This is a genomic window from Tolypothrix sp. PCC 7712 (assembly GCF_025860405.1).
Classification (GTDB): domain Bacteria; phylum Cyanobacteriota; class Cyanobacteriia; order Cyanobacteriales; family Nostocaceae; genus Aulosira; species Aulosira diplosiphon.
In genome coordinates this window covers 1283332-1307031 of record NZ_CP063785.1, presented here as the reverse complement: position 1 = coordinate 1307031, position 23700 = coordinate 1283332, and the positions used below count along the sequence as shown (strand labels likewise).

The 23700-nt window shown below is 40.7% G+C and carries 18 protein-coding genes and 3 pseudogenes; 10 read left to right on the top strand and 11 right to left on the bottom strand.

Annotation, left to right across the window (positions count from 1 at the left end):
• Window positions 1-333: 333 nt before the first annotated feature.
• From HGR01_RS05170 to HGR01_RS05150, 5 genes and pseudogenes are all read left to right on the top strand, one after another.
• Window positions 334-795, top strand: a pseudogene (locus HGR01_RS05170) (RtcB family protein); the annotation flags it as partial.
• Between the two features lie 235 nt (window positions 796-1030).
• A complete protein-coding gene (locus HGR01_RS05165; RefSeq protein ID WP_045872492.1) occupies window positions 1031-1840 on the top strand; it encodes an LAGLIDADG family homing endonuclease in 810 nt (269 codons plus the stop codon).
• Window positions 1840-2559 (top strand): annotated as a pseudogene (locus HGR01_RS05160) (RtcB family protein); the annotation flags it as partial. The gene HGR01_RS05165 and the pseudogene HGR01_RS05160, both read left to right, overlap by 1 nt.
• A 447-nt stretch (window positions 2560-3006) precedes the next feature.
• Window positions 3007-3129, top strand: a pseudogene (locus HGR01_RS05155) (chemotaxis protein CheB); the annotation flags it as partial.
• A gap of 235 nt (window positions 3130-3364) precedes the next feature.
• A complete protein-coding gene (locus tag HGR01_RS05150) occupies window positions 3365-4261 on the top strand; it encodes a bile acid:sodium symporter family protein (protein WP_045872494.1) in 897 nt (298 codons plus the stop codon).
• 330 nt (window positions 4262-4591) lie between these two features.
• Here HGR01_RS05150 and HGR01_RS05145 read toward each other — a convergent pair whose 3' ends face one another.
• Together HGR01_RS05145 and HGR01_RS05140 are read right to left on the bottom strand one after the other, a co-directional pair.
• Entirely contained in the window at window positions 4592-5572 is a 981-nt protein-coding gene (locus HGR01_RS05145; RefSeq protein WP_045872495.1) for an aldo/keto reductase, read from the bottom strand.
• A 450-nt stretch (window positions 5573-6022) separates the two neighbouring features.
• Window positions 6023-7198, bottom strand: coding sequence for a homospermidine biosynthesis protein (locus HGR01_RS05140; RefSeq protein WP_045872715.1), 1176 nt, complete (start codon window positions 7196-7198; stop codon window positions 6023-6025).
• A 686-nt stretch (window positions 7199-7884) separates the two neighbouring features.
• Between HGR01_RS05140 and HGR01_RS05135 the strand changes: the two genes are divergently transcribed.
• The 3 genes from HGR01_RS05135 (at window position 7885) to HGR01_RS05125 (ending at window position 9016) form a co-directional block, all read left to right on the top strand.
• Window positions 7885-8313 (top strand): GNAT family N-acetyltransferase, encoded by a 429-nt coding sequence (locus HGR01_RS05135; protein ID WP_045872496.1) that lies wholly within the window; start codon window positions 7885-7887, stop codon window positions 8311-8313.
• 83 nt (window positions 8314-8396) lie between these two features.
• Complete coding sequence (locus HGR01_RS05130) at window positions 8397-8558, top strand: hypothetical protein (RefSeq protein ID WP_155539468.1); 162 nt, start codon at window positions 8397-8399, stop codon at window positions 8556-8558.
• Window positions 8558-9016 carry a VOC family protein gene (locus HGR01_RS05125; RefSeq protein WP_045872497.1) on the top strand — a complete coding sequence of 153 codons (459 nt, stop codon included), beginning with the start codon at window positions 8558-8560 and terminating at the stop codon, window positions 9014-9016. The genes HGR01_RS05130 and HGR01_RS05125 overlap by 1 nt, the downstream gene beginning before the upstream one ends.
• Before the next feature lie 280 nt (window positions 9017-9296).
• Here HGR01_RS05125 and HGR01_RS05120 read toward each other — a convergent pair whose 3' ends face one another.
• Entirely contained in the window at window positions 9297-12863 is a 3567-nt protein-coding gene (locus tag HGR01_RS05120; protein ID WP_045872498.1) for a CHAT domain-containing tetratricopeptide repeat protein, read from the bottom strand.
• Between the two features lie 552 nt (window positions 12864-13415).
• On the opposite strand from HGR01_RS05120, the gene HGR01_RS05115 reads away from it, so the two are divergent.
• The gene (locus HGR01_RS05115; protein WP_155539470.1) at window positions 13416-14510 is read left to right on the top strand and encodes a hypothetical protein; all 1095 of its coding nucleotides are present in this window, start codon (window positions 13416-13418) and stop codon (window positions 14508-14510) included.
• Window positions 14511-14577: 67 nt separating this feature from the next.
• On the opposite strand, the gene HGR01_RS05110 is transcribed toward HGR01_RS05115, so the two are convergent.
• Window positions 14578-15264 (bottom strand): HAD family hydrolase, encoded by a 687-nt coding sequence (locus tag HGR01_RS05110; RefSeq protein ID WP_045872500.1) that lies wholly within the window; start codon window positions 15262-15264, stop codon window positions 14578-14580.
• 280 nt (window positions 15265-15544) lie between these two features.
• On the opposite strand from HGR01_RS05110, the gene HGR01_RS05105 reads away from it, so the two are divergent.
• Window positions 15545-16420 carry an S-methyl-5'-thioadenosine phosphorylase gene (locus tag HGR01_RS05105; RefSeq protein ID WP_045872501.1) on the top strand — a complete coding sequence of 292 codons (876 nt, stop codon included), beginning with the start codon at window positions 15545-15547 and terminating at the stop codon, window positions 16418-16420.
• Window positions 16421-16801: 381 nt separating this feature from the next.
• Here the strand turns inward: HGR01_RS05105 and ylqF are convergent, their stop codons facing one another.
• From ylqF to HGR01_RS05070, 7 genes are all read right to left on the bottom strand, one after another.
• A complete protein-coding gene (ylqF, locus tag HGR01_RS05100; RefSeq protein ID WP_045872503.1) occupies window positions 16802-17683 on the bottom strand; it encodes a ribosome biogenesis GTPase YlqF in 882 nt (293 codons plus the stop codon).
• A 24-nt stretch (window positions 17684-17707) separates the two neighbouring features.
• Window positions 17708-17992: a hypothetical protein gene (locus tag HGR01_RS05095; protein WP_155539472.1), complete on the bottom strand. Its 285-nt coding sequence runs from the start codon at window positions 17990-17992 to the stop codon at window positions 17708-17710.
• Window positions 17982-18359, bottom strand: a complete 378-nt coding sequence (locus HGR01_RS05090; protein WP_045872504.1) for a VOC family protein — start codon at window positions 18357-18359, stop codon at window positions 17982-17984. The genes HGR01_RS05095 and HGR01_RS05090 overlap by 11 nt, the downstream gene beginning before the upstream one ends.
• 177 nt (window positions 18360-18536) lie before the next feature.
• Window positions 18537-19067, bottom strand: a complete 531-nt coding sequence (locus tag HGR01_RS05085; protein WP_071989450.1) for a VOC family protein — start codon at window positions 19065-19067, stop codon at window positions 18537-18539.
• 64 nt (window positions 19068-19131) lie between these two features.
• Complete coding sequence (fdhD, locus tag HGR01_RS05080; protein WP_045872505.1) at window positions 19132-19971, bottom strand: formate dehydrogenase accessory sulfurtransferase FdhD; 840 nt, start codon at window positions 19969-19971, stop codon at window positions 19132-19134.
• An 82-nt stretch (window positions 19972-20053) separates the two neighbouring features.
• Window positions 20054-20731 (bottom strand): Uma2 family endonuclease, encoded by a 678-nt coding sequence (locus HGR01_RS05075; protein WP_045872506.1) that lies wholly within the window; start codon window positions 20729-20731, stop codon window positions 20054-20056.
• Window positions 20732-20783: 52 nt separating this feature from the next.
• Window positions 20784-23006, bottom strand: a complete 2223-nt coding sequence (locus HGR01_RS05070; protein WP_045872507.1) for an FdhF/YdeP family oxidoreductase — start codon at window positions 23004-23006, stop codon at window positions 20784-20786.
• Window positions 23007-23700: the final 694 nt, after the last annotated feature.

The following is a 23700-nucleotide window of genomic DNA, read 5'->3' as shown; positions in this document are numbered from 1 at the left end:
ATTATTTACAAATTTTAATATATTTCTCAGAAATCTGCCGTTATTGGGAAGCGATGCCTTCGGCTGATCTACAAGGTACTACGCGAATACTAACGCAGATCGTAATTCCTGATTCAGGACAGCTTTGATGCTGGAGTTGACATTTTCAGAATACAAATACTACATTTGTAGTGTAGCTGATTCAAGCTTCCCACAACTGGTTAAGCTTCCTCATTGTGTGGAAGTTAAGCAAAAACCATATTATATGTAAATTTACACGATGAATGCTGACAAAAATACGTAGTTTTACCTTAAATTTCAAATTACACTCAAAAACTAGAAATTAATCAAATTATGCCCTACGAAAAATTAGAGATTTCTGCACCAACACCAGTATTATCTTGGGCGAATCACGCTTTGGGTAATGAAGAAACCAAAATGGCTAAGAATGTAGCATCGCTGCCATTTGTATTTAAACACGTAGCTTTGATGCCAGATGTGCATTTAGGTAAAGGTGCTTTAGTAGGTTCTGTACTTGCTACAAAAGAAGCAATTATACCTGCTGCTGTTGGTGTAGATATTGGTTGCGGGATGGCGGCGATGAAAATGCCATTTACTGCTGAAAAACTTGAAGGTAAACTCAAGAAAATTCGCCTAGAGCTTGAAGCGGCAATTCCTACTGGATTCAACGAAAATAAAGAAGTTGAAAAATCTGTAACTAATTGGCAACGCTGGAGTGATTTTAAAGATTTGCATCGTGGTGTGCAAAATCTGGAAAGTAAAGCAATGAAACAAATGGGTTCTCTGGGAGGGGGTAAAACATTGCCCCTTACTGTAGTAATGCAGTAATCAAAACTCGTCCAAATCGGTGAAGGCTGAGATTGCTAATACCGAGGGAAGCGGTAAAACGCCCCGTAGAGAGCAGAGGGACTTGAGCATCCTAAATAATTTAGGATGAAGGTGTGCTCCGAACTATACCGAATAGGAAGGTATAGAATCAAGCAGAAATGCCTTGATCGATTGCAACTTTCATCTATGATATTGTGGTTTAATGAAACCCACTGATATCAATCTTGACAATCCCTATTACGCTTACTTATTTGCCTTCATCCAAACTGATGGACATCTGTACAATAACACTCGCGATCGAGGTCGTCTAAGTATAGAGGTCAACAAGAAAGATGAACATATACTGTGGGCATTCAAGAGCCTCTTACCGTTCAATTCTTCAATTACTGAGCGTGTACGAAAAACTAATTTTAGTAATAATCATACATCAGTTATTTGGAGAGTTTATGATAAACGATTTCGAGATTATCTTGAATTATGGGGTTTACCAAATGGATGTAAATCGGAGTTAATCAAAACTCCTAGTTGTAGTTTCTCAAAAGTAGATTACTTTAGAGGTCTAATAGACGGAGATGGATCGCTAGGGCTAACTTGCAAAGGCTTTCCTTTTCTATCTTTCGTTACTTCTAGCTCACATATTGTTGTTGAGTATATAGAATTAATTAGCCAAATTACAGGCAAAGTAAAGACTTCTAACAGAAATACGAGAGATAGCATTTACAACATAGTAGTGTACAAAGAAGATGCTCAAAAACTAGCAAAGCATTTGTACTATGATGGTTGTCTAGCTTTATCTAGAAAACTCATCAAGGCTAATGAAGTGTTAAATTGGAGCCGTCCTGCTAATATGAGGTGTGTCACAAATAGAAAATTTTGGACACCTGAAGAAGATAAGTACATTACTAATCATCCAATTGAGTCTTCAATGAAAGTGCTAGGCAGAAGTCGAAATAGTATTGAACTAAGACTGTGGAGACTAAATAAGCAAAGCAAGCAATCAGTAACAAATTGAACCATTTTATTGAGGTTTGCCTCGATACAGAGAATTACGTTTGGTTGATGCTACATTCTGGTTCGCGCAATATTGGCAATAATTTGGCGCAGTGCCATATTAATACAGCGAAAGAATTAGCGAAGCTGGCAAATAATAATTTACCCGATCCAGATTTAGCGCATTTTGTAGCTGGCACTCCAGAATTTGAAGCTTACTGGAACGATTTACAATGGGCGCAGGAATATGCGCGTTTCAATCGTGATGTAATGATGGCGCGATTTAAACGGATTATTGAAAAACATCTTGCTGGTGGTAAAGTAACTAAACCTTTATTAGTAGTAAATTGCCATCATAATTACGCCGAAAAAGAAGTACATTTTGGCGAAGATGTTTATGTCACTCGTAAAGGTGCAGTCCGCGCGCAAACTGAAGATTATGGCATAATTCCTGGTTCAATGGGAGCTAAATCTTTCATTGTTAAAGGTAAAGGTAATACTCATAGCTTCTGTTCTTGCTCTCACGGTGCCGGACGTTTAATGTCGAGAAATAAGGCAAAGAATGCCTATACTCTTGATGATTTAATTGAGCAAACTAAGGGTATAGAATGCCGTAAAGATGAAGGCGTATTAGATGAAATTCCTGGTGCTTACAAACCAATTGAGCAAGTAATGGCAAATCAAGCTGATTTGGTGGAAGTTGTAGCGACACTCAAACAAGTTTTGTGTGTGAAGGGATAATTTAATTTTGGATTTTAGATTTTGGATTTTGCGGAAAGTTGAGCCAGTGCGTTGGACGGGTTCCCCGGCTTGAAGCAACTGGCGTTGCGTGGGCGGGTTCCCCGACTTGAGCAAACTTTCCTTGGCGTAGCCTCTCCCTTTGGGAGAAGACGGATTGAGAATTATGCTAGCTATGGCTTGTGTAAATTTATCTTTTGCAATCAGGTTTCAAATTTTTACAGCAGATTGCAAGTTGGTGAGGTACAGAGAATTCTAAGGGCAAGGCATTGCCCATTGGTGTCAACTTAACGTGAAACCCGCTTTGTGCAAAGGTTTCGCCCTCACCCCCAGCCCCTCTCCCACAGGGAGAAGGGAGCAAGAGATTTAGTTCCCCTTCTCCTCGGGGAGAAGGGGTTAGGGGATGAGGGCGAAGATTTTTGTACAACACGCGCCGTATATAGCTTTTATGTACTAACGGGTTTACTTGATGATGGAACAGCAGGATTAATGGCGGTAAAAATGCGGGATGGTGTAGCTATTGTGCAGCGCCCTGATGATGCATTATATGGGGCAATGCCCAGCAATGCGATCGCAATTTATCTTTAGCAGCAAAAAGATTAGAACAACAATCAGAAGATGCTCAACAGCAGTCCGAAATTATTCAGGAAGTGCTAAAGATGCTGAATGGTAAGAGTATAGAGTCTAATTAAAAACAAGCTAGACCTAGCTTACTTTCATCAGTATTCAAATAACCTATTATTAGTGTGTAATTGCTAGGTAAACATTCTGATATCATCAATTTTGTCAAATAAATACAAAATTGATTATGGAAGCCAGCTTTTTGACGGCCGTTGTTTTACCTATTGCCCTGGCTATCATTATGCTAGGAATGGGTTTATCTCTGATTCCAGAAGATTTCCAACGTATAAAGAAGTATCCTAAAGCTGTCGCTATTGGCTTGATTAGTCAGTTAGTTTTTTTACCAATTATTGCTTTCATCATTACTAAAGTTGTACCCATGCAACCTACGATCGCAATGGGGTTAATGATCGTGGCATTATGTCCAGGTGGGGTATCCTCAAATGTCATCACATTCTTGGCTAAGGGTGATGTTGCCCTTTCAGTGACTCTCACAGCTTTTAGCAGTGTGATTACAGTATTTACAATTCCAGTAGTAGGAAACCTAGCATACCAGCACTTCATGGGAGAGACAGCTGCGATCGCTTTACCCATTGGTGCTACCATACTACAAATTTTTCTGATGACGCTGCTACCTATAGGGTTGGGAATGGGAGTGCGGCAGCTATTTCCAGAAGTGGCTCGTCGTCTAGAAAAAGTAACTAATCGTCTAGCAGTTTCTTTCTTAGCGTTAATTATTCTGCTGCTGATTATTCGGGAGTGGAATCGTCTACCTAGCTTTATTGTGCAAGTGGGAGTTGGTGTAGCGCTGTTAAATGTGATCTCAATGTTGGCAGGATTTTATATTGGCAAGCTATTTAACCTCAATCTGCCACAGCAAATCTGCATTGTCATTGAAGTTGGCATCCAAAATGGCACGTTAGCGATCGCAATTACTGCTGGGTTACTCAATAATCCTGATATGGCAATACCAGCAGCGATTTACAGTCTGTTTATGAATGTTACAGCTTTGATTGCTATTAGCTACGGTAGAAAGATGGCTGCAATCACTCCTGTTCAGCAGCCTGTAGAAAGTCAGGTTTAACAATAGGTAAGGGGGAAAGGGTAAGGGGTAAGGGGGAAAGGTTTTTGTATTTTCCCTTCCCCTTTCACCTTTCACCTTTTTCCCATTACATAGACTTCTTGCAGAATTTGGGAAAAGGCTAAGGGGAAAAGGTTTTGTATTTTCCCCTTCCCCTTTCACCTTTCCCCTTTTTCCCATTACATATACGAGTGTAGGCAATTGCTATTAGGGATTTCCAAGAAATAAATTATTCCATCTTGTGGGGCGGGCATCTTGCCTGCCACATAAACTGGGCGGACAAGATGTCCACCCCACAAAAAATAATGGGATATTTTTTTATTTGGAAGTCCCTTAGCGGTTAACTGTACTCATGTCAGAATAGCGATCGCCTGCGGCTGTTCCTTTGGGCGCAACGGCTTCGATTTGGCTTAAATCTTCGGAAGTTAAGTTAATTTCGGTAGCAGCAATATTTTCTTCTAGATAAGTACGGCGTTTTGTGCCAGGAATGGGAACGATATCTTCTCCTTGTGCTAATAGCCAAGCTAAAGCCAGCTGGCTAGGAGTTACGCCTTTAGTATTGGCAATTGTTTTAACTTTCTCTACTAATTCTAGGTTTTTGTGGAAATTCTCACCTTGGAAGCGGGGAGAATTGCGGCGGTAATCATCAGCAGCGAGATCATCTGGACTTGCGATCGCACCTGATAAAAAACCACGCCCTAATGGACTGTAGGGAACAAAACCGATTCCTAATTCCCGCACTGTGGGTAAAATTTCATCTTCGGGATCGCGACTCCACAGAGAATATTCTGTTTGCAAGGCGCTAATTGGATGCACTGCATTTGCCCGGCGAATTGTGCTAGGCGCAGCTTCCGAAAGCCCTAAATAGCGGACTTTACCTTGCTGTACTAACTCCGCCATCGCGCCTACAGTATCTTCAATGGGAACATTGGGATCTACCCGATGTTGATAATAAAGGTCGATGACATCAACTCCCAAGCGTTGCAGCGAAGCGTTACAAGCTTCATGCACGTATTCTGGTGTACCACAGACACCCTTCCAGCCACCATCTTCCGTGCGAACGTTACCAAACTTAGTTGCTAAGATTACACTGTCTCGACGGTCTTTAATCGCTCTGCCTACTAACTTTTCATTAGTAAACGGGCCATACATATCTGCAGTATCTAAGAAATTCAGACCCAATTCTAAAGCGCGGTGAATAGTAGCGATCGCTTCTTGCTCATCTCGTCCACTATAAAACTCCGACATTCCCATACAACCTAATCCCAGTTGGGAAACTTCCAATCCTTGTTGACCAAGTTTTCTTGTTTTCATAATATCTCCTATTTGTTATTAGGTATGGGGCATGGGGCATTGGGCATTGGTAATTGGGGTTTGTCATTTTTACATTGATTAATTCGTAAAAATAACTTTAGTAACAGTCTTTATGTTTTACCTGCGATCGCACTGCGGTTTCATCTACCTTATGGCGCGAGACAAAAACAGGGTTTTTGTTGTAACAATCACAATTGGTAATTTATGAGTATAAAGTGCAAGTGCGATCACATCGGTTTACATCGTTAATGTAGGGTATGACAATGCCAATGTATCGGTTTACATTGTTAATGTAGGGCATGACAATGCTAATGCATCGGCTTACATCGTTAATGTATTGGGTGCTAATGGCAATGCATCGGCTTACATTGTTAATGTATCGGGTGCTAATGCCAATGTATCGGCTTACATTGTTAATGTAGGATGCGTTATTAACGCATCCCACTAGTTCTAAGGAGTATTAGGAATCAATCTGCCGCAAGGATAAGTTGCTGCTTGCTGAGATGCATCTTTTGCAACAGCCGCAGGGATTTGATCTGATGGTTGTGATTTAGCTGCAAGATAATCTTGTCGCAGTGTTTCCACAATAGCATCACGCTTGTCATACAGCCGCTTCACTGGGCGAGGCTGACATTGTTTAAGAACATATGCTGTTACCAATGGTAAAGCGATCGTGCTGTCGGTGTAACAAACAATGGTGCTGGGTAACTCTTCCGGGTCAATCTTACCCCAACTTACAGCTTCCGAAGGTGTCGCCCCAGATAAACCGCCTGTATCAGGACGTGCATCAGTAAACTGCACAAAGTAATCATGTCCCCGTTCTTCTAAGCCTAGTACTTCGTGCAGTTGCGGTTGGGTTTGTAGCAAGAAATTCTTAGGACTACCACCACCAATAATTACTGCCGCACTTTTACCTTCAGCTTCACGTGCATTGTAGGCGATCGCAGCTGTTTCGTTCACATCAATTGAGGGATCTAATATTAACTGCGAACCTTCCAAAGCTAAAGCTGCAACGTTCATCCCAATTGAACTATCGCCAGGGGAAGAAGTATAAATGGGTACGCCATACTCATAGGCTGTAGCTAGCAAGCAGGAATTTTTTACGCCCAGTTGCTTTTCGATTTCCCAAACATACTTTCCTAGTAAATGATGAAACTCAGCAGTTCCCATGCGCTTTTGGAAAGGTTCAGCTTGCAGAATCTTGCGGATAAACGCATCGGTTTCCAATAGGACATCGTAACCGAAAATAATGTCATAAATGCGGATAGTTCCTTCCTGGCGTAGCTTCACATCATCCAAAAATGGATTACCAGCGAAGAGTTCAAAACCTAAGCCATAGTGCATATCATGATAAAGATTTGCACCAGTACTAATCATCCAGTCAATAAAGCCGTTACGAATCAAAGGTGCAAGAACAGAAACACCGAAGCCGGCTGGTGTCATTGCACCAGAAAGGCTCACACCTACTGTTACACCATCAGTTAGCACATCACGACTCAGCAATTGGCAAATTTCCCGCAACCGCGCCGAGTTGTAAGCAGTGAAGTAATTATCAATTAAATCAACTACCCCAATATCTGCTGACATGGGTACTGGTGCTATTTTTTGACCTAGCTGTTTTGACATTTTGAGAATCCCGAAAAGTAAACGCGCCGAATCTAATGTTAAGCTGTTACGCATTTAAATTGTAGATTTACTCTTCAGGAGTATTTTTTGGTATTGATCATTAGTCATTGATGTTTGCTTAACTCTTTGCCTTTAACTTAACAAGAAGCTTAAGTTAGCAGCTTAAAACCTTTATCTTTACTGGTGCAGTTTCAAGATTGATCGGAAACTTTAGTTAGCAATAGCTAAAGAACCCTAACTTTAGTAGTGCTTTTTCGATATTGTTCAGAAACATTAACTAGCAATTATGTAGAGATTAAGAAAATATTTATTTACTGTAGGGTGTGTTAGGCGCTGATTTCCAAGATGATTTGTCACGAAATAACTACCCTAGCGCCTAACGCACCATCCACTCGGCGGTGCGTTACGGCTAAATTTCATTGTTTCTGTGTTCCAAATACTTTCATAGCCGTAACACACCCTACTTTCTAAATTGTCTCTAAAAGTGAGTTATTAAAGTCTGGATGAGGATTAATAACAAATAGCAATTCTCAGCAGACTTTCGCTTTGCACGTCCCCATAGCGTATTAAGAATTACGAATTACGAATTATTTATTGAGGAACCGCCAGAAATTGCGATCGCATCAGGATTACAATTACCTTTAACATTGTCAGAAACTCACAATTGTGAACTTCCCCCAGCTTAAATGATTGATATTGCCCTAGCCCAGTCTGATGCAGAAATTGAGCGCTGTTTTGCTATCATGCAAGCACTTCGTCCCCATCTCATCGCTAGTGATTTTGTAACTCGCATTAGAAGACAACAACAGCAAGGCTATCGTCTTGCTTATCTGGAAGATGAAGGGACAGTCAGAGCAGTAGCAGGATTTAGAATATCTGAAAGCTTATCTTGGGGTAAGTTTCTCTATGTTGATGATTTAGTTACTCAAGAAGGCGATCGCTCTCAAGGCTATGGTAGTCATCTATTAAATTGGCTCTTAGACTATGCTAAATCTCATGCTTGCGAACAATTACATCTCGACTCTGGCGTTCAGCGTTTCGCCGCTCATCGTTTTTACTTCCAGCAGCGTTTAGAAATTAGAGCTTTTCACTTTGCTATCAACTTGACTCAGTAAAGCGGTGATTAGTCTTGAGTTAAAAGTGAGATGATTGTTGTCAAGTATGTAAGTCGATAAAAATGACCAATGACCAATGACCAATGACCAATGACAGCCTCAGCCAGTTATCTTTAATTTCGCCAACTTACTTAATAGATGTACCTGTAGCAGAATTACGCGATGCTACGCTATCCGCAGCTTTTGCTTATCGGCAATATCTTAATGTGAAAGATATTGTTGATTTCTCAAAAGGTGAAAGCTGATGTCGGATCTAGGTTTTACTCACATTGCTCTTGGGGTAAGCAACATCGATCAAAGCATAGCGTTTTATGCCAAGTATGCGGCAATGCAAGTAGTGCATCGTCGTACTGATAAAACGAAGCACGTAGACGTTGCTTGGATTAGTGATTTAACTCGACCATTTGTGATTGTCTTAATTCAAGTGGCTGAATTAAAAAGTACACTTGCACCTTCATCTCATCTCGGGGTAGCTTGTCAAACTCGTGAGGAAGTAGATCGTCTTTGCAATGAAGCGCGCTTAGAAGGTTTGTTAATCGATGGCCCCCATGATTGGGGCTTTCCCGTTGGTTACTGGGCTTTTTTCCGAGATCCTGATGGTCACACCCTTGAAGTTTCCTATGGTCAAGAAATTAGTTTCACCGTTGAGCAAGCGGTTAACAAAAGTAACTCAAATTTAACAATTGAAAATTTTAGAAGATGAAGCATGATCAACGAAACTAAAGTGCAATCCTTTGTGAGAAAAGTTGTTGCGGATATGAGAGCAAATATTGGGTTAATGACAAGTATTGATTGCAAACTTATACCGTTTTGAAAGAAGACAGATGTGTAGGGGCACGGCATCCACAATCTTTTGGCATATCAAATATCTTACAGGTGCCGTGCCCCTACAAAGAATTTATCTGTCGCAAACATTATTTGAATTGGTATCAGTTTTGAAACCCTTGCAATTTTCTAGATAGTCCCAAAACAATGATGTTAGGTTAGCGCCACTCGCCTTGGAGAGTGAAAGGTGCCCAGAAATAAGGTGCGCTGTAGTCGGGATTGCGCCACATTTCTACTTGTGCCGCCCGTAATGCCGCAGCAGGTTTTAAGCCCTGTTGCAACATTTTGCTATAAAACTTTTTCATTAATTCCGAAGTTCCGCGATCGTCTACACCCCACAGACTTACCAAAACTCTCGGACTACCTGCGTACATAAATCCTCTTGTCAAGCCTATTAATCCTTCTCCCTTGACTTCTTCACCCAAACCAGTTTCACAAGCACTCAGTACTACTAATTCTGCTGGTAGTTTCAGGTTGAAAATATCATGTAGGCGCAAAAAGCCGTTTTGAGGTTTGCCAGTTTCATCAAATAACGACAGTACAACTCCTGATAATTCTGGGTTTTGGCTGTTGAGGATGCCATGAGTAGCAAAATGTATGATTCGGTATTGACTCAACTGAGCATTGGTAGCTACTGAACGGTTAGCGGCAAAGTCATAGGCTTGCTTGCGTTCTTTTGCAGGGACTAAAGAGAGAATAGTATCAGCTTCTTGACGGGTAAAAGGTAACCGATCAAAGGCAATACTTGCTTCTCTAGCAGATCTGGATAGCTGTTGTAAGTCTAGGTTCTGATTGCTGTTTGCTTGAGTGGGAGGTTTAACCTTAACCCGCTCATCATTGAGGGAGAAAATGGGGTCAGCAATTACAGCTAATGCTTTGGGGGCAGGTTTTCGTCCAGTAGTTTCTTGTCTAAGTACACCCAGCGTTGAGGCTGAAGGTAAAGTAATTATTTCATGGTTGACTGCTAATGGTTCATAACTGTTAGTTTTGGCGCTAGGTGTATTCAGAGCTGCAAACGGAATATATTGCAAAGCCCCATCAGCGACTATAACTAAGCGACGCTGTCCTAATTGCTGGGCGACGGGTGCGAGTATCATTTGTGTTAAGGGAGTAGCGGCTGCGGCTGGGCTAGTCCTTTGAATTGGTGAAATTAAAACCTTGCGAAATTCTTGGACTGCGGCGGCAATTTCGGCGCGTTTGGGTAGTTCGTAGCTAGTAATGCTGTTTTTGCTGACAGCCCAAAGATAACTACGTTCTTCGCCTAGAGCGTACTCTAAGAGTAGGGTGTTGTCATCTAATATTTGTTGCTGAATCTGTTTGAGTGAGAGTGTTTGCGGTTGCGTTAAAGCCGCATAGCGGGGACTAGTGGCTCTAATTTTGGCTTGCAGTTGTCGATACTGTTCTAGCAGTGCTTGTGTTTGCTGTTCTAGCTTTTGGATTTCGGTTTTGTTGCCACTACTAGATAATTTCAGCGAGAGTTTTTCTTGAGCATCAAGCTGTTTTTGTAAGCTCCGTTCACTTTCTAATAGTTTAGGATCTATACCTTCGCGAATATCTGCATTAGCTTCTGCTAGTAAATCTAAAAGACTCCGGGCGCGGGCGCGTTCGCTGGCTTGTAAGGCTAAGGCATCGTCACCTTTGGATGGTTGTTGTTTGTGCGATCGCATTAACAAGTCAACGTAAAACTCGTAATATTTCTGCACTGAAGCAAAGTAAGAAGTCCGCAAGTCTTGGCTGGTAACTCTGGTGCGGATATCTTCGACGATTTTAATGGTTGATTCGATTTGGTTGCGAGCAGCTTCTAGGTTATTGCGATCGCGCTCACTCACGGCCATATTATATAAAGTCTCAGCTTCAGCAGTGCGATCACCTAATTGTCGCAATAGCGTCAGTTCTTGATTGTAATTTTCTATTGCTTGCTGGTACTGCTTTAAGGCATTGTAGACTTTGCCAAGATTACGGAGAGTGTTAGCTTCACCGCTAAGTAAACCTAATGCCCGAAATTTAGAGTTCGCTTGCTGGGAGAAATCTAGAGATTTTTGATAATCTCCTGCTGCTAAGTACACCCTACCCAATAAACCAAGGGCAGAAGCTTCGCTGAAAGTACTTTGCTGTTTTTTTGCCAAGGTTAGTGCTTGGTTGGCAGTATCTAGAGCTTTGGGGTAATCTTTCAGTGACTCATAAGCTCGAATCAAACCTGTCAGCGTCGCAAATTCTTGAAATAGCGCCCCCTGTTTGCGCCACAACTGCAAAGCTTGATTGTAATAATCTAAAGCTTTTTCTGGCTTTGATGCCGAGCGGTAAACATTACCAATATGATCGAGGATTTTAGCTTCCTGAGAGCGATCGCCAATTTTACGGAATTTATCTAGCGCTTGGTTATATGTATCAACACTTAACTGATAATCTCCCAAGAACTCATATAGTTGGGCGAGTGATGTTAGTGTAGCTGCTTCTCCTGAAAATTCTTTGCTTTGACGCTGGAGAGCTAGCGCTTGGTTGTAAAAGTCTAAAGCTTGCTGATAATTGCCAAAGGATGCGTAAATATCACCGATATTGCCGAGGGTAAAGGCTTCCCGAGAGCGATTTTTTTGGGCGCGTTGGAGAGTTAGCGCTTGGTTCAAAGCACTCAAGGCTTTTTGCTGTTGTCCTAATTCATCGTAGACAAAGCTGATTTGGATAAGAACTTCGGCTTCAGCACTGGCACTACCAGACTTTTGAAAGAGCGATCGCGCTTGATTATAATATTCCAGTGCCTTTTGATAATCGTTAGCAACCACATAGGTGACACCTATACCCATATAAGTGATTGCTTGCCTGTTAGGGTCTGGTTGTGATAACTGTTTTTGCAGTTCTAGTATTTGGTTTAACGTTTCCCTGGCTCTTTGATTATCTCCCAGTGAACTGTAGAGAGTCGCTATGTTCGTGAGAGTATCAACTTGCCCGGCAATATTCTTTCTAGTTCGCTGAATTTCTAAGGCTTGATTTAAAGCTGTTAAAGCTTTTTGTGGTTCACCTAATTGGCTATAAGCTCGACCAATTGTTTCCAAAGTGTTAACTTGTCCATCTAAATCCTGACTAGCACGTTGCAAATTTAAAGCTTGATTGTAAAAATCTAATGCCTTTTGGGTTTCACCAGAAGTAAAATAAATTCTGCCAATCCCAATTAATACACCAGCTGCAAAATAGGATTGTTTTTCAGCTTGAAATATAGATAAAGCTTGGTTGTAATATTCTAATGCTTTGAGCTTTTCTTCTAAGTTGTAATATGCGCCAGCAATGGACTGAAGCATGACAGCTTCCCCCAGTCGGTCTTTGAGTTGCCGTCTAATAGATAAACCTTGGTTGAAATATTCCAAAGCTTTGGAGTTGTCGCCTTGGAAATAATAAAGAGTCCCAATGCTTAAAAGTGTAGTAGCTTCCTGAGAGCTATCGCCAATTTCTCGCCAAATTTTTAGTGCTTCTAAATATTTAGCTAGAGCCTGCTGACGAGAGGCTGGAGTTCCCTGTTGTAACAGTTGGTTTGCTGTTTGTAATAGCTGCTTTGCTTGCGCGTAGGCTCTTTGTTGAGCAGGGCTAAGATTTTGGCTGTTAGTGGTAGGTTTTTGCGCTATTTCTAAATTTATTGCCCTTGCTGTCATACCTATAGATTCAGACAACAACATCATACTGATAAAGACAATAAAAGTACGATGGCTAAAAATTGATATAAGCCGCCTGTGCATTAATTTAATTTTCCTTTTGATGATGTTTATTGATGATAAATCTAAATGTAATTCCTACTACTATTGTTAATTTACAAGCCTTAAACATCTATATCAGTAGGATGAGCAGCACGATTCGGGACTTCTAAATAAAAAATAATCATTCGCTTTGGCAAGCAGGGGAAACAGTCCCCATGAAAACATTGCACAAGCGTTGCATGAAAGCCTAAATGGGATTTTTACTCTTGTACAGACGCGATTAATCGCGTCTCTCCAACTCAGAGGTTCCGACGTTTGAAGATGCTGTAGAACCGCCTATTCTCTGGGTTGCAAAATTTCTGTAGGGAAGCGATCGCTCTCTTCACAATTCTTCTAGCTATAAGTACTTATCAAAAGTCTGAAATTATACTTTAATAAATTTTCTCATTCTCAGTAATTAATATAAAGATTGTATAAAATTAATAATTTTGGCTTTCAATACTGCTAATCTTTGGATTAGTTTGGTCATTATTACTGAATAAACTCTTTAACTTTAGTAAAAATTATACCTAAATTTAAAATGCCAGAATTGCTATGTCTACGTATTTAAACGACCATTTATCTTTACACAACACAAAAAAAATATTTTTGCCTAAGGCTTGGACAATTCTCAGAAGATTTGGCTTGATTGCAATCTTTGAGATGCTTTTCCTCATCAGTATCGTGGCTGAGGAAGCTTCTGCTACACAGATCAGCGCTATTAATCCCAGTCCTTCCACCTGTATCAAAGGTAAGGATGCTTGCGTCCAGAAGATTAGCAATGACACTGTGACAGATAAAGACGAAGTCGATATATTTTTGCGGATTGAACCTTCTGCGGGTAGTTCAAGCCAGCAAGGTTACAACACAGATGCACTTTTAGGTAAGTCTCTGAATACAGAGAAAGTTTCTCACTCATTAAAATTAAGCGATGTACCAATAGTTAATATCGGTGGTACAGATTATCGTGAGTTTATTTTAAGAATTAACGAGCCAGTTATTACCAATAACAGTCAAGATTTATCAAAAATTGTATTGGAAAAGTTAGAAATTTTTCTAGGAAATAATCCTGATTTAGCTAATTATCCTACTTTTGATGGTAATGCCACCAAAATTTTTGATATTGAACAAAATTCGGTGCTGCTTCAAGATATCAACTCCGACAATACTAGCTATGATTATTTCGTATATATAAAAGACAGTTTATTTTCATCAAAAGCTAAAGAACAAGAAGCCCAGAAATATGTTTACCTATTCTCTCAATTCACTAATGCGGAAGGTGGAGTAGAAGAATGGGCTGTGAGGAAGGACGATAAAAAAGCTATCATACCGCCCATCATACCTGACGGCAAAGGTGGAGGAGGTGGCGGTACAGGAGAAATTTTATTAGGTTCTGTAATTGCAGGGCTAGGATTACCACAAATTATGGGTGGTGGAAAAGCAACTAGCTCTAGTTACATCAGTCTACCAACTGTGAGTGGAAATAGCGTTTTACAAGACATAGCAGTTTCACAATCAGAAGCACCCACACCAGACGCACCGAATCCAAGTGATGTACCAGAACCTACAACTTTGTTAGCTTCGTTGATGGGGTTGGGGTTAATAGTTAAAGCCAGGTCGATATCTCGCGATCGCAAAATTAAAAAATAGGAATTGGGTAATTGGTAATGGGGGAAGGGAGAGTAAATTACTGTTTCACTTCCCCAGTTTTTTGAGATTAAAAATTTGATGATATTTCGCTTAAATCTCCTTCGGTCATGGAATTAAGCAATGTCCACAGTTGTAAGCTGGTAAAATCTGGTATTGCAATAAAAGCACCAACTTCTAGCAAGATTTTGGGGTCGTGGGTAGAAGCAATACCAAGGGTGCGAATACCAGCAGCGACAGCAGAACGAATTCCTGAGGGTGAATCTTCTAGTGCGATCGCTTGATCTGCCTTAATCCCCAATTGACTCAGAGCAACTTGGTAAGGTGTAGGATCGGGTTTACCTGCTGTGCAATCTTCTGCTAAAACAACAATTTCAAAAGCTTCTTTAATGCCTAAAACTTCTAGCATAAATTCAGCATTTGCTCTAGGCGCATTTGTTACCAAAGCGCGCTTTAATTTATGTGCATCTGTCCATGCTAGTAATTCAGCAAATCCATTTAGAGGCTTTAAATTAGGTGCAAGTTCCCGAAAAAGTGCTTCTTTTTCATCAGCAAATTTTAGCCCTTCTGCGTCTGATAATTGTGGCAAAATGTCTTTCACAATTTCTGGGTTGAGTCGTCCGCTAATTCTGGATTGGTAAAAAGCCTCGTCAATTTCTATGCCATGATCAGCCAGCTTTTGTTGCCAAGCTATGTAGTGTATAGGGTCAGTGTTTACAATAGTACCGTCTAAGTCAAAGAGAATTGCAAATAGCATGGTTTTGGTATTATTTAAATATTTGTTAACTTTATTTACATAGTTTACATGATTTTTTTAACTTTAGATTTAATCCTGGTTAAAATTCCCAATTTTTAATTAACTATATTTTTGAGTAATTATTCCTTAATGCTAGAGCGCCAGCATATTCAACCGTCGAGTCAATCCAAAATCCCAAATCCAAAATCCAAAATCTAAAATCCAAAATTGTATAACTGCTATGAGAGTTACCTTTTCGGTAAAATAACTTGGCAGCTTTGGAAAAGATAGGTTAATTATCATGGCAGAAGCGCAGATTGGGATTATTGGTGGCAGTGGTCTTTACAAAATGGATGCACTCAAAGATATAGAAGAAGTGCAAGTAGATACACCATTTGGCTCACCTTCTGATGCTTTAATTTTGGGAACATTAGATGGCACTAAAGTAGCTTTTTTGGCTCGTCATGGTCGCAATCATACGTTATTGCCATCAGAGTTGCCATTTCGTGCCAATATCTATGCTATGAAGAAATTAGGTGTAAAGTACTTAATTTCAGCTAGTGCAGTGGGTTCATTAAAAGCAGAAGCCAAACCACTAGATATGGTAATTCCCGACCAATTTATTGACAGAACAAAGAACCGGATTTCAACATTTTTTGGTGAAGGAATTGTGGCACATATTGCCTTTGGCGATCCGGTTTGTCATAACTTAGCTAATGTATTAGCAGATGCGATCGCATCTTTGAATTTAGCGGATGTAACTCTGCATCGTGGTGGCACTTATGTCTGTATGGAAGGGCCAGCATTCTCTACAAAAGCGGAATCCAATCTTTACCGCAGTTGGGGTGCAACAGTAATTGGTATGACGAATTTACCAGAAGCAAAATTAGCGCGGGAAGCAGAAATAGCTTATGCAACTTTAGCACTGGTAACAGATTACGATTGTTGGCATCCCGATCATGATAGCGTCACAGTAGAAATGGTAATAGGCAATTTACAGCGCAATGCAGTTAATGCTCAAAAAGTAATTCAAGAAACTGTACGCCGTTTGAGCGAAAATCCACCTATTAGTGATGCACATTCAGCTTTGAAATATGCAATTTTGACTCCTTTAGATAAAGCACCAACAACGACAAAAGAAAAATTGGGATTGTTGTTGGAGAAATATTTGAAATAGGAATTGGTAATTGGTAATTGGTAATTGGTAATTGGTAATTTGCTAAAAACCTTTTCTCTTTTACCTTTACCATGTTGATATTATTGATATTTTTGATTTGAAAAATTCAAGGGTGCTTTAGCAGCGAGAGTACGGCACCTGTGGCACAGCTGTTTGTGCTTTATGGCTTACACTGAACACAAGCTACATGATACTGGTATTTTTACCAAAAGAATGGGTCTAAAGCCCCGTGCTTCTACGCCCGGGAGTATGTCAAAGGAATCCCAATACTTGTCGGTTAAGGGCAAAAGGGGAAGGGGAAAAGGAGAAGGGGGAAAAGGGGAAATTATTATTACCAATTACCAATTACCCATTACCCATTACCCATTACCCACAATTGCTCTAATTGGGTGGTAATTCCAACGGAATTTCACCCATGAAGCCTTTGCGATAATCTGTTAAAAGATGCCTAGCGGCTCTTTCGACATCACCTTTATAGCGATGTTCTCCTAAAGCGTGTAAATAAGCTTCGCCTGTATGGGGTGAAGAATCGAGTTCATAGCGGGCTTGTAAGGGTTTTTCTGGTAGTAAATTAGTAGCTACATCTTGAAGATAATTAAGTACATTTACTAATTCTGCTGCTACTAATTGATTATCATAAGATGCTTCGCCAATATCATCACAAATAGCTAATTTTAATGCGGCTTCTTGGTCTTCTAATTTCAGAGGAATCACACCAGGAGCATCTAATAATTCTAATTGATCAGAAATCCGCACCCAGCGCAGTTGACGAGTTACGCCCGGACGTGCTGCACTTTCTACTACTCGTTTTCCTAAAAGCCGATTAATTAAAGCTGATTTACCAACGTTGGGAAATCCAATTACTACAGCCCGCACAGGACGAGGTAACATCCCGCGATCGCGTCTTCTGTTATTCAATTCTATCCCGGCAGCTTGTGCCGCTTTTAACACGGCTGTTACACCTTGACCTTGTTGAGCATTAGTAAAAAAAGCTACCTCACCTTGGCGTTTAAACCAGTCTGCCCAAAGCGATCGCACTTGGGGAGAAATCATATCCAAGCGGTTCAGTACTAATAGCCGCGTTTTACTTCCCACCCACTCTTCTATTTGCGGGTGATGCGTCGCCAAGGGAATACGTGCATCTCGTACCTCCAGCACCACATCTACCCGTTTTAGCTGTTCTTTTAAATTCTTTTCTGCCTTAGCAATGTGACCTGGATACCATTGGATCACATTTAATTTATAGTTTTGAGTTAAAGCCATTGGTTATTTGTCCTTTGTCATTTGTTATTTGGGCATGGGGCATTGGGCATTGGGCATTGATAATGGGTAATGGGTAATGGGTAATGGGTAATGGGTAATGGGTAATGGGTAATGGGTAATGGGTAATGGGAATTCCTCTCCCTCACCCCCCTCATCTCCCTCATCTCCCTCATCTCCCTCATCTCCCTCATCTCCCTCACCCCCCTCACCTCCCTCATCTCCCTCATCTCCCTCATCTCCCTCATCTCCCTCATCTCCCTCACCCCCCTCATCTCCCTCATCTCCCAGTCCCCAGTCCCTAATCCCCAATCCCCTCATGTAATATCAAGCGATTACCATCAGGATCGTAGGCGTAAATTTCTCTGCCGTGGGAAGCGACGGAAATCTCTCCGGGTGGGGGATAGCCCAAATTGGTAAGGTGAGCGATCGCAATTTCTAAGTTACTTACTTCTAAACACAAACTTATCTTACTTTTGGCTGTAGTTTCAAATTCGTTCTGATGTGTGTTTTTTGGTTGAAAAATACCTAAGCGCAAACCTGAAAGTTGAAACTCTGCGTAAATATTAGGGAGTAATGCTGTTGGTTTTTGTCCTAAAAGATTGGTATAAAAACTCACTAAATTATCAAGATTAATTGTTGCTATGGTAACGAGTGCATCGGTATATTGAAAAACCATAATTTAAACTAAAATGCATTTAATTATGTAACTTAAATGTGTGACAGCTTATTACCGATTGTGTAAGATAAATTGACTGTTACCGGAACAGATTATCTCACAAGTAGCAGTCAATTTAGTATTTAATTTTCGGTTATGTTGATCATCCCCACGATTCAAGACTTATTGAGGATTAATTTATTTAGCTGGCTGATATTGTAAATCTCTTGCTGGATCGCCTAAAGTGCGAGTATTGGCTGCAAACTCTAGCAAAATCCCATCAGGATCGTAGAAATAAATTGAGGAAATAAATGTTGTTTCATCAATTTCAGGTACAAAACCAGAAGGTACATCTGCATGATGTAAAACAGGAGTTACTTCAACGCCTTTAGCAACTAGTTTGTCTCTATATTCCGCAATTTTTTCTAATGGCACATTAAAAGCTAAATGATTCATGGAACCATGAGCAGTCACAGCATTACCAGTTTTAAAGGTATCGAGAGGTGCAGATGCAATCCCAGGTGCGGCGGCTGGTGCTTGAGGAAACCAGAAAAAAGCTAAAGCATCACCGTTACCAATATCAAAAAAGAAGTGCTGTCCACCCTCTGGGAGGGCAATAGTTTTGATTAATTTCAAACCAAGAGTATTGGTGTAAAAATCCACGGTTCTCGTCATATCTTTACATACCAAGGCGATATGGTTGATGCCTTTAATTTGAAAATCAGTCATATAAATCACCTGTTGATGAGGTTTCGTTTTAGTCTCTTAAACTTATCGGTAAAAAATTCATGCTTTATGCTGCGTCTATTCTTTCCCAGCCAGTATATACATTAAATTTCTGCCCTCGTAGAAATCCAATTAAGGTAATGCCAAACTCTTCAGCGACAGACACAGCCAAATGACTAGGTGCAGAGACAGAACAAACAATAGGTACACCAGCCGCGACGGATTTTTGCAAAATTTCAAAGCTAGAACGTCCGCTTACCATCACAATATGATTATTGAAAGGTAATTCATTACTTAACAAAGCTGTACCAATCAATTTATCTAAAGTATTGTGTCGCCCCACATCTTCTTGCAAGTTCAAAAGTTGTCCTTGCAAGTCGAAGAGAGCAGCAGCGTGTAAACCTCCAGTAGCCCTAAAAATGCCTTGAGCAGAACGCAATTTATCCGGTAAACTATAAATAATCTCAGGCTTGATTCGTATCTCTGAAGAAATTACTGGATAATCCCTGAGCTTCAAAGCTTCCAAACTGGCTTTACCACAAACTCCACAAGCGCTATTAGTGTAAAAATGACGTTCTAACGGTTGTAAATCTGCAATTAATCCTGAGCGTAATTCTACATTCACAATGTTGTAGCGTTGTTCGCCATCAATTGATTCATCCACACAATAGCTAATACGTTGAATATCTTGCTTACAGCCGATCGCGCCTTCACTGTAAAGAAAACCAGCAGCTAACTCAAAATCTGCTCCTGGGGTTCGCATGGTAATAGCTAGCGTGCGATTTGGGGAAAGTAAACGAATTTCTAAAGGCTCTTCTGCGGTGAGATGATCGATGCGGGTGTGGATTTTGCCATTTTCTACAACTCTAACTGTGGCTTTAGTTTTGCTGCCTATGCGCCTATTCATAGCGATCATCTCTGGGAATTTCTGTAGTTAATATTTGTGCGATCGCATCAGCTTATCTCACAACTTCTCAAAATCAGCAATTTTATATATTCTCTGGATCAATACCCAGTTCGCGTAGTTTTACAGCTAGGCGTTCTGCGCGTTGCCTTTCTTGTTCTGCATATTCTTCTGGTGTGAGAATTAAAATTGCTTCGGCAGTAAAATAACGCAATTTTCCTTCATGAACACCCAAATATAAACTTAACTGTTGACTCCATAATAAACCTTGGGAATTAGGTTCTATGGGTTGGTACGTACCACCTACCAAAATAAAACCAGCAAATTCTAAAGTCTGAGGGTCAAACCAGAAATATTCTGGAGTCCGAAATATATCTTGATAAATTTGTTTTTTTAAGCCCTTATCCACCGATGCAGTTGTTGGGGACAGTAGTTCTATAATCAAGTTGGGATACTTGCCGTCTTCTTCCCACACAACCCAACTGTTACGCAGTCTGTTTTCAGTATTGCGTACAACAAAAAAATCTGGGCCACGAAAATCTTCTGATCTACGCTGACGTTGACTGTAATAAATAGTAATATTGCCAGCAGCAAAAAAATCATTGAGGTGGTTTAAGTCTCGCCACCACCATTCTAGGCATTTTAATAACAGCATCATCTGCTGTAAATGTAGATATGTTTCCAAAGGCGGTTCGTCACTATATAAATCCCTGTTTGGAAATATAACACCTTCTGGTGTAGGTAAATCTTGGGCGATGGACATAGCTTTTTATGTGTGGGTAATCTAAGTTTAGAGTAGGGGTTTGTAGCTAGATTCAGATTTTTTCTAGGCGAGCGATCGCATTATAATCTGGCACACCTTCTACAGAACGTTTAGTTTTATCGAGCAGTATATTTCCTTCGGGCCAATGCACTTGTAAATTGCCTGGTTGAATAGGCGCTAAATAAACTTTTCCTGTTAACTCACCTAAATCATTTTTAAGAACTATCTGATCTCCATCTTTTAATCCTAATTTATCTGCATCCTTAGCATTCATAAATATAGCTTCTCGCACTGCACCTGTAATCGCATCTTTGCGTTCTTGTACCATACTATTAAATTGTTTGCCTCGACGTGTTGCTACTAAAAAATAACCTGTTGGTGATTGTTTTTGTGGGGGTGATAAAGGTGTAAAATGCGCTTTGCCATCTGCTGTATAAAAATTCCAGCCAAAGCACAAATGTGAACCACCATATTGAAACTGATCTCCCTGCTGCTGTAAATGTTGAATTCCTGCATATTGGGGTACAACTTGGGCAATTTCTTGCCGCATAGTAGCCGTATTTTCAAAATATAATTTATCGGCTAAATCTGGTCTTATCCGCCTTGCTAAATCCATAAATATTTCCCATTCTGGACGTGCTTCGCCAATGCGCGTCCCTGGTATTTCTGGGCTGAAAATCACCCGTCGTTCTGTGCTAGTTTCTGTTACTCCACCTGGAATTTCGTAGCGAGTTGTGGCAGGTAATAGCACTACCGTATCTGCTGGTTCTACTAACATTTGGCTAGACAGCACAATATCCATATGTACTCTTAGAGGAATGCGCTGCAAAGCCTCTTCAACATAATCCGGTTCTGGGAGAACTTCTAAAAAATTACCACCTACAGAAAACAACACATCTAATTTTCCTTGATGTGCAGCATTAATCATTTCTGGCGCAATTAAACCCTGAGTTACAGGTACTTCAAAACCCCAAATTTTATTTAATTGAGTAGCATTTTCTGCAGTTATCGGCTTACCCCCAGGAAAAACCGTGGCGTAACATCCCATTTCTGCACCACCCTGTACCCCAGAGTGACCCCGAATTGGCATTAAACCGCAGCCTTCCCGACCGACAAAACCTTTGGTAAGGGCTAAGTTGATAATACTGCGGACATTATCTTCACCACATTCATGCTGAGTAATTCCCATACTCCAAACAAATACAGCTTTGTTGGCTTGTGCAACCATTTTGGCAAAAGCATACATTTGCTCGCGGGTAGTTCCAGAAAGTTGCTCTAATTCTTCCCAAGATTGGTTTGCTAATACTGCTTTGAGTTCTGCAAAACCAGCAGTGTAATTATCAATAAATGACTGGTCTACCCAATCGTTAGCAATCATATGCTTGATTGTGCCATTTAAAAATGCCATATCTCCACCCAAGCTGACGAGAAAGAAATCTTCCGCAAACTTGGTGCCAAATAAAGCACTTTCGACAATTGAAGGAACCCAGTAGCGTTCCATTCCTGGTTCGCGGTAGGTGTTAATTACGACAATTTTTGTCCCAGCTTTCTTGGCATAATGGAGATATTTAACAGTAACAGGCTGATTGTTAGCCACATTAGAGCCAATAAACACTAATAAATCAGTACCAATCCAGTCTTTATAAGAACAAGTAGTAGCCCCTGCACCTAGTGTAGATTTCAAACCAGCAGTACTAGGAGAATGACAAATTCGAGCAGCATTATCAATATTATTACTCCCCATTGCCCGCACAGCTTTTTGCGTAGCGTAGTAAGTCTCATTGACTGTGCCGCGACTGGTAATGTAAAAGCTGAGGCGGTTTGGTGTGGTAGCACGAATCTGATTAGCAATGACTTCTAGGGCTTCATCCCAACTCACCCGACGAAAACCTTTATCCCCTCGTTGGCGGATCATTGGGTAGGGAAGCCTTCCCAAATCTCGCAATTCAGCACTTCTTAGGGTTTGTAGTGGTGAAATATCCTTCAGCAGCGCCGGGTCAAAAGCTGGCATAGTATTCATCTGTAACAGCCGCAGCCTGACATTGCACAGATGCAGACCATCCAGCGTCCAGTCTTTCATCCCCGTAGTTCCCAAAGCGCAGCCATCGCAAACACCCTGATTGAGAATATTCCATGCATAGGGTAGCTGCTTGCGAGACAACCAAATGGCCCGAAAAACTTCCCAGTAATTATTCGGGTACTGTTCACCAATACCAAAAGGCTTCCAGCTAGCCCAGTGTGAAGGAGTCCAGTATTTCTTGGGTTTAGGCAACATGATGAGTATTTGCAAGTGAAGAACATTCACTTACAGGCTAGCTTTTTGAGTAGCAAATGAGTAGCGAATATGGGTAATGGGTAATGGGTAATGGGTAATGGGTAATGGGTAATGGGTAATGAATTCGTAAGTAACCACGCAAAATTAATTACAGTCATTGCGAGCGCAGCGTAAAGCCTTCGGCATAGCTTCGCTTAACGCGCAGCGTCTCGAAGAGAAGCAATCTCAACCCTTGCGATTGCTTCATTCCGCTCCGCTCCATTCGCAATGACATTTTGTAATTAATTTTGTTTAACTACTTAACTGTTACGGTATGGTTTTCACGATAAATATAATTATAGCGATCGCCTTTACTAGCTATCTAAAAATCACTTAAGCGCTTTTAGGCTTTATTCAGCCATGATTCTAGAGCGTTTTTTGCTATTTTAGTGACCGCAAGCACGATCAATATGCTCAACATCCCACTTTTGTAGAAATTTTTATCTGCATCATACTCCACTACAGATTTAGAGGTGTTAGATGTCTGGTAGTAGCAGTTACGGTAGAGAGTGCATGTTCTAGCATCAGTATTTTGAGCGATCCCTAAAGTGGCGATAGATGCGATTGAGGCAGCGATAATCAAAGACGCAAGGCGATTCATAAGTTGTAAGCTTAGAAAATCGAGATTTGTGACTACACTGGCAAATTAGAGGAT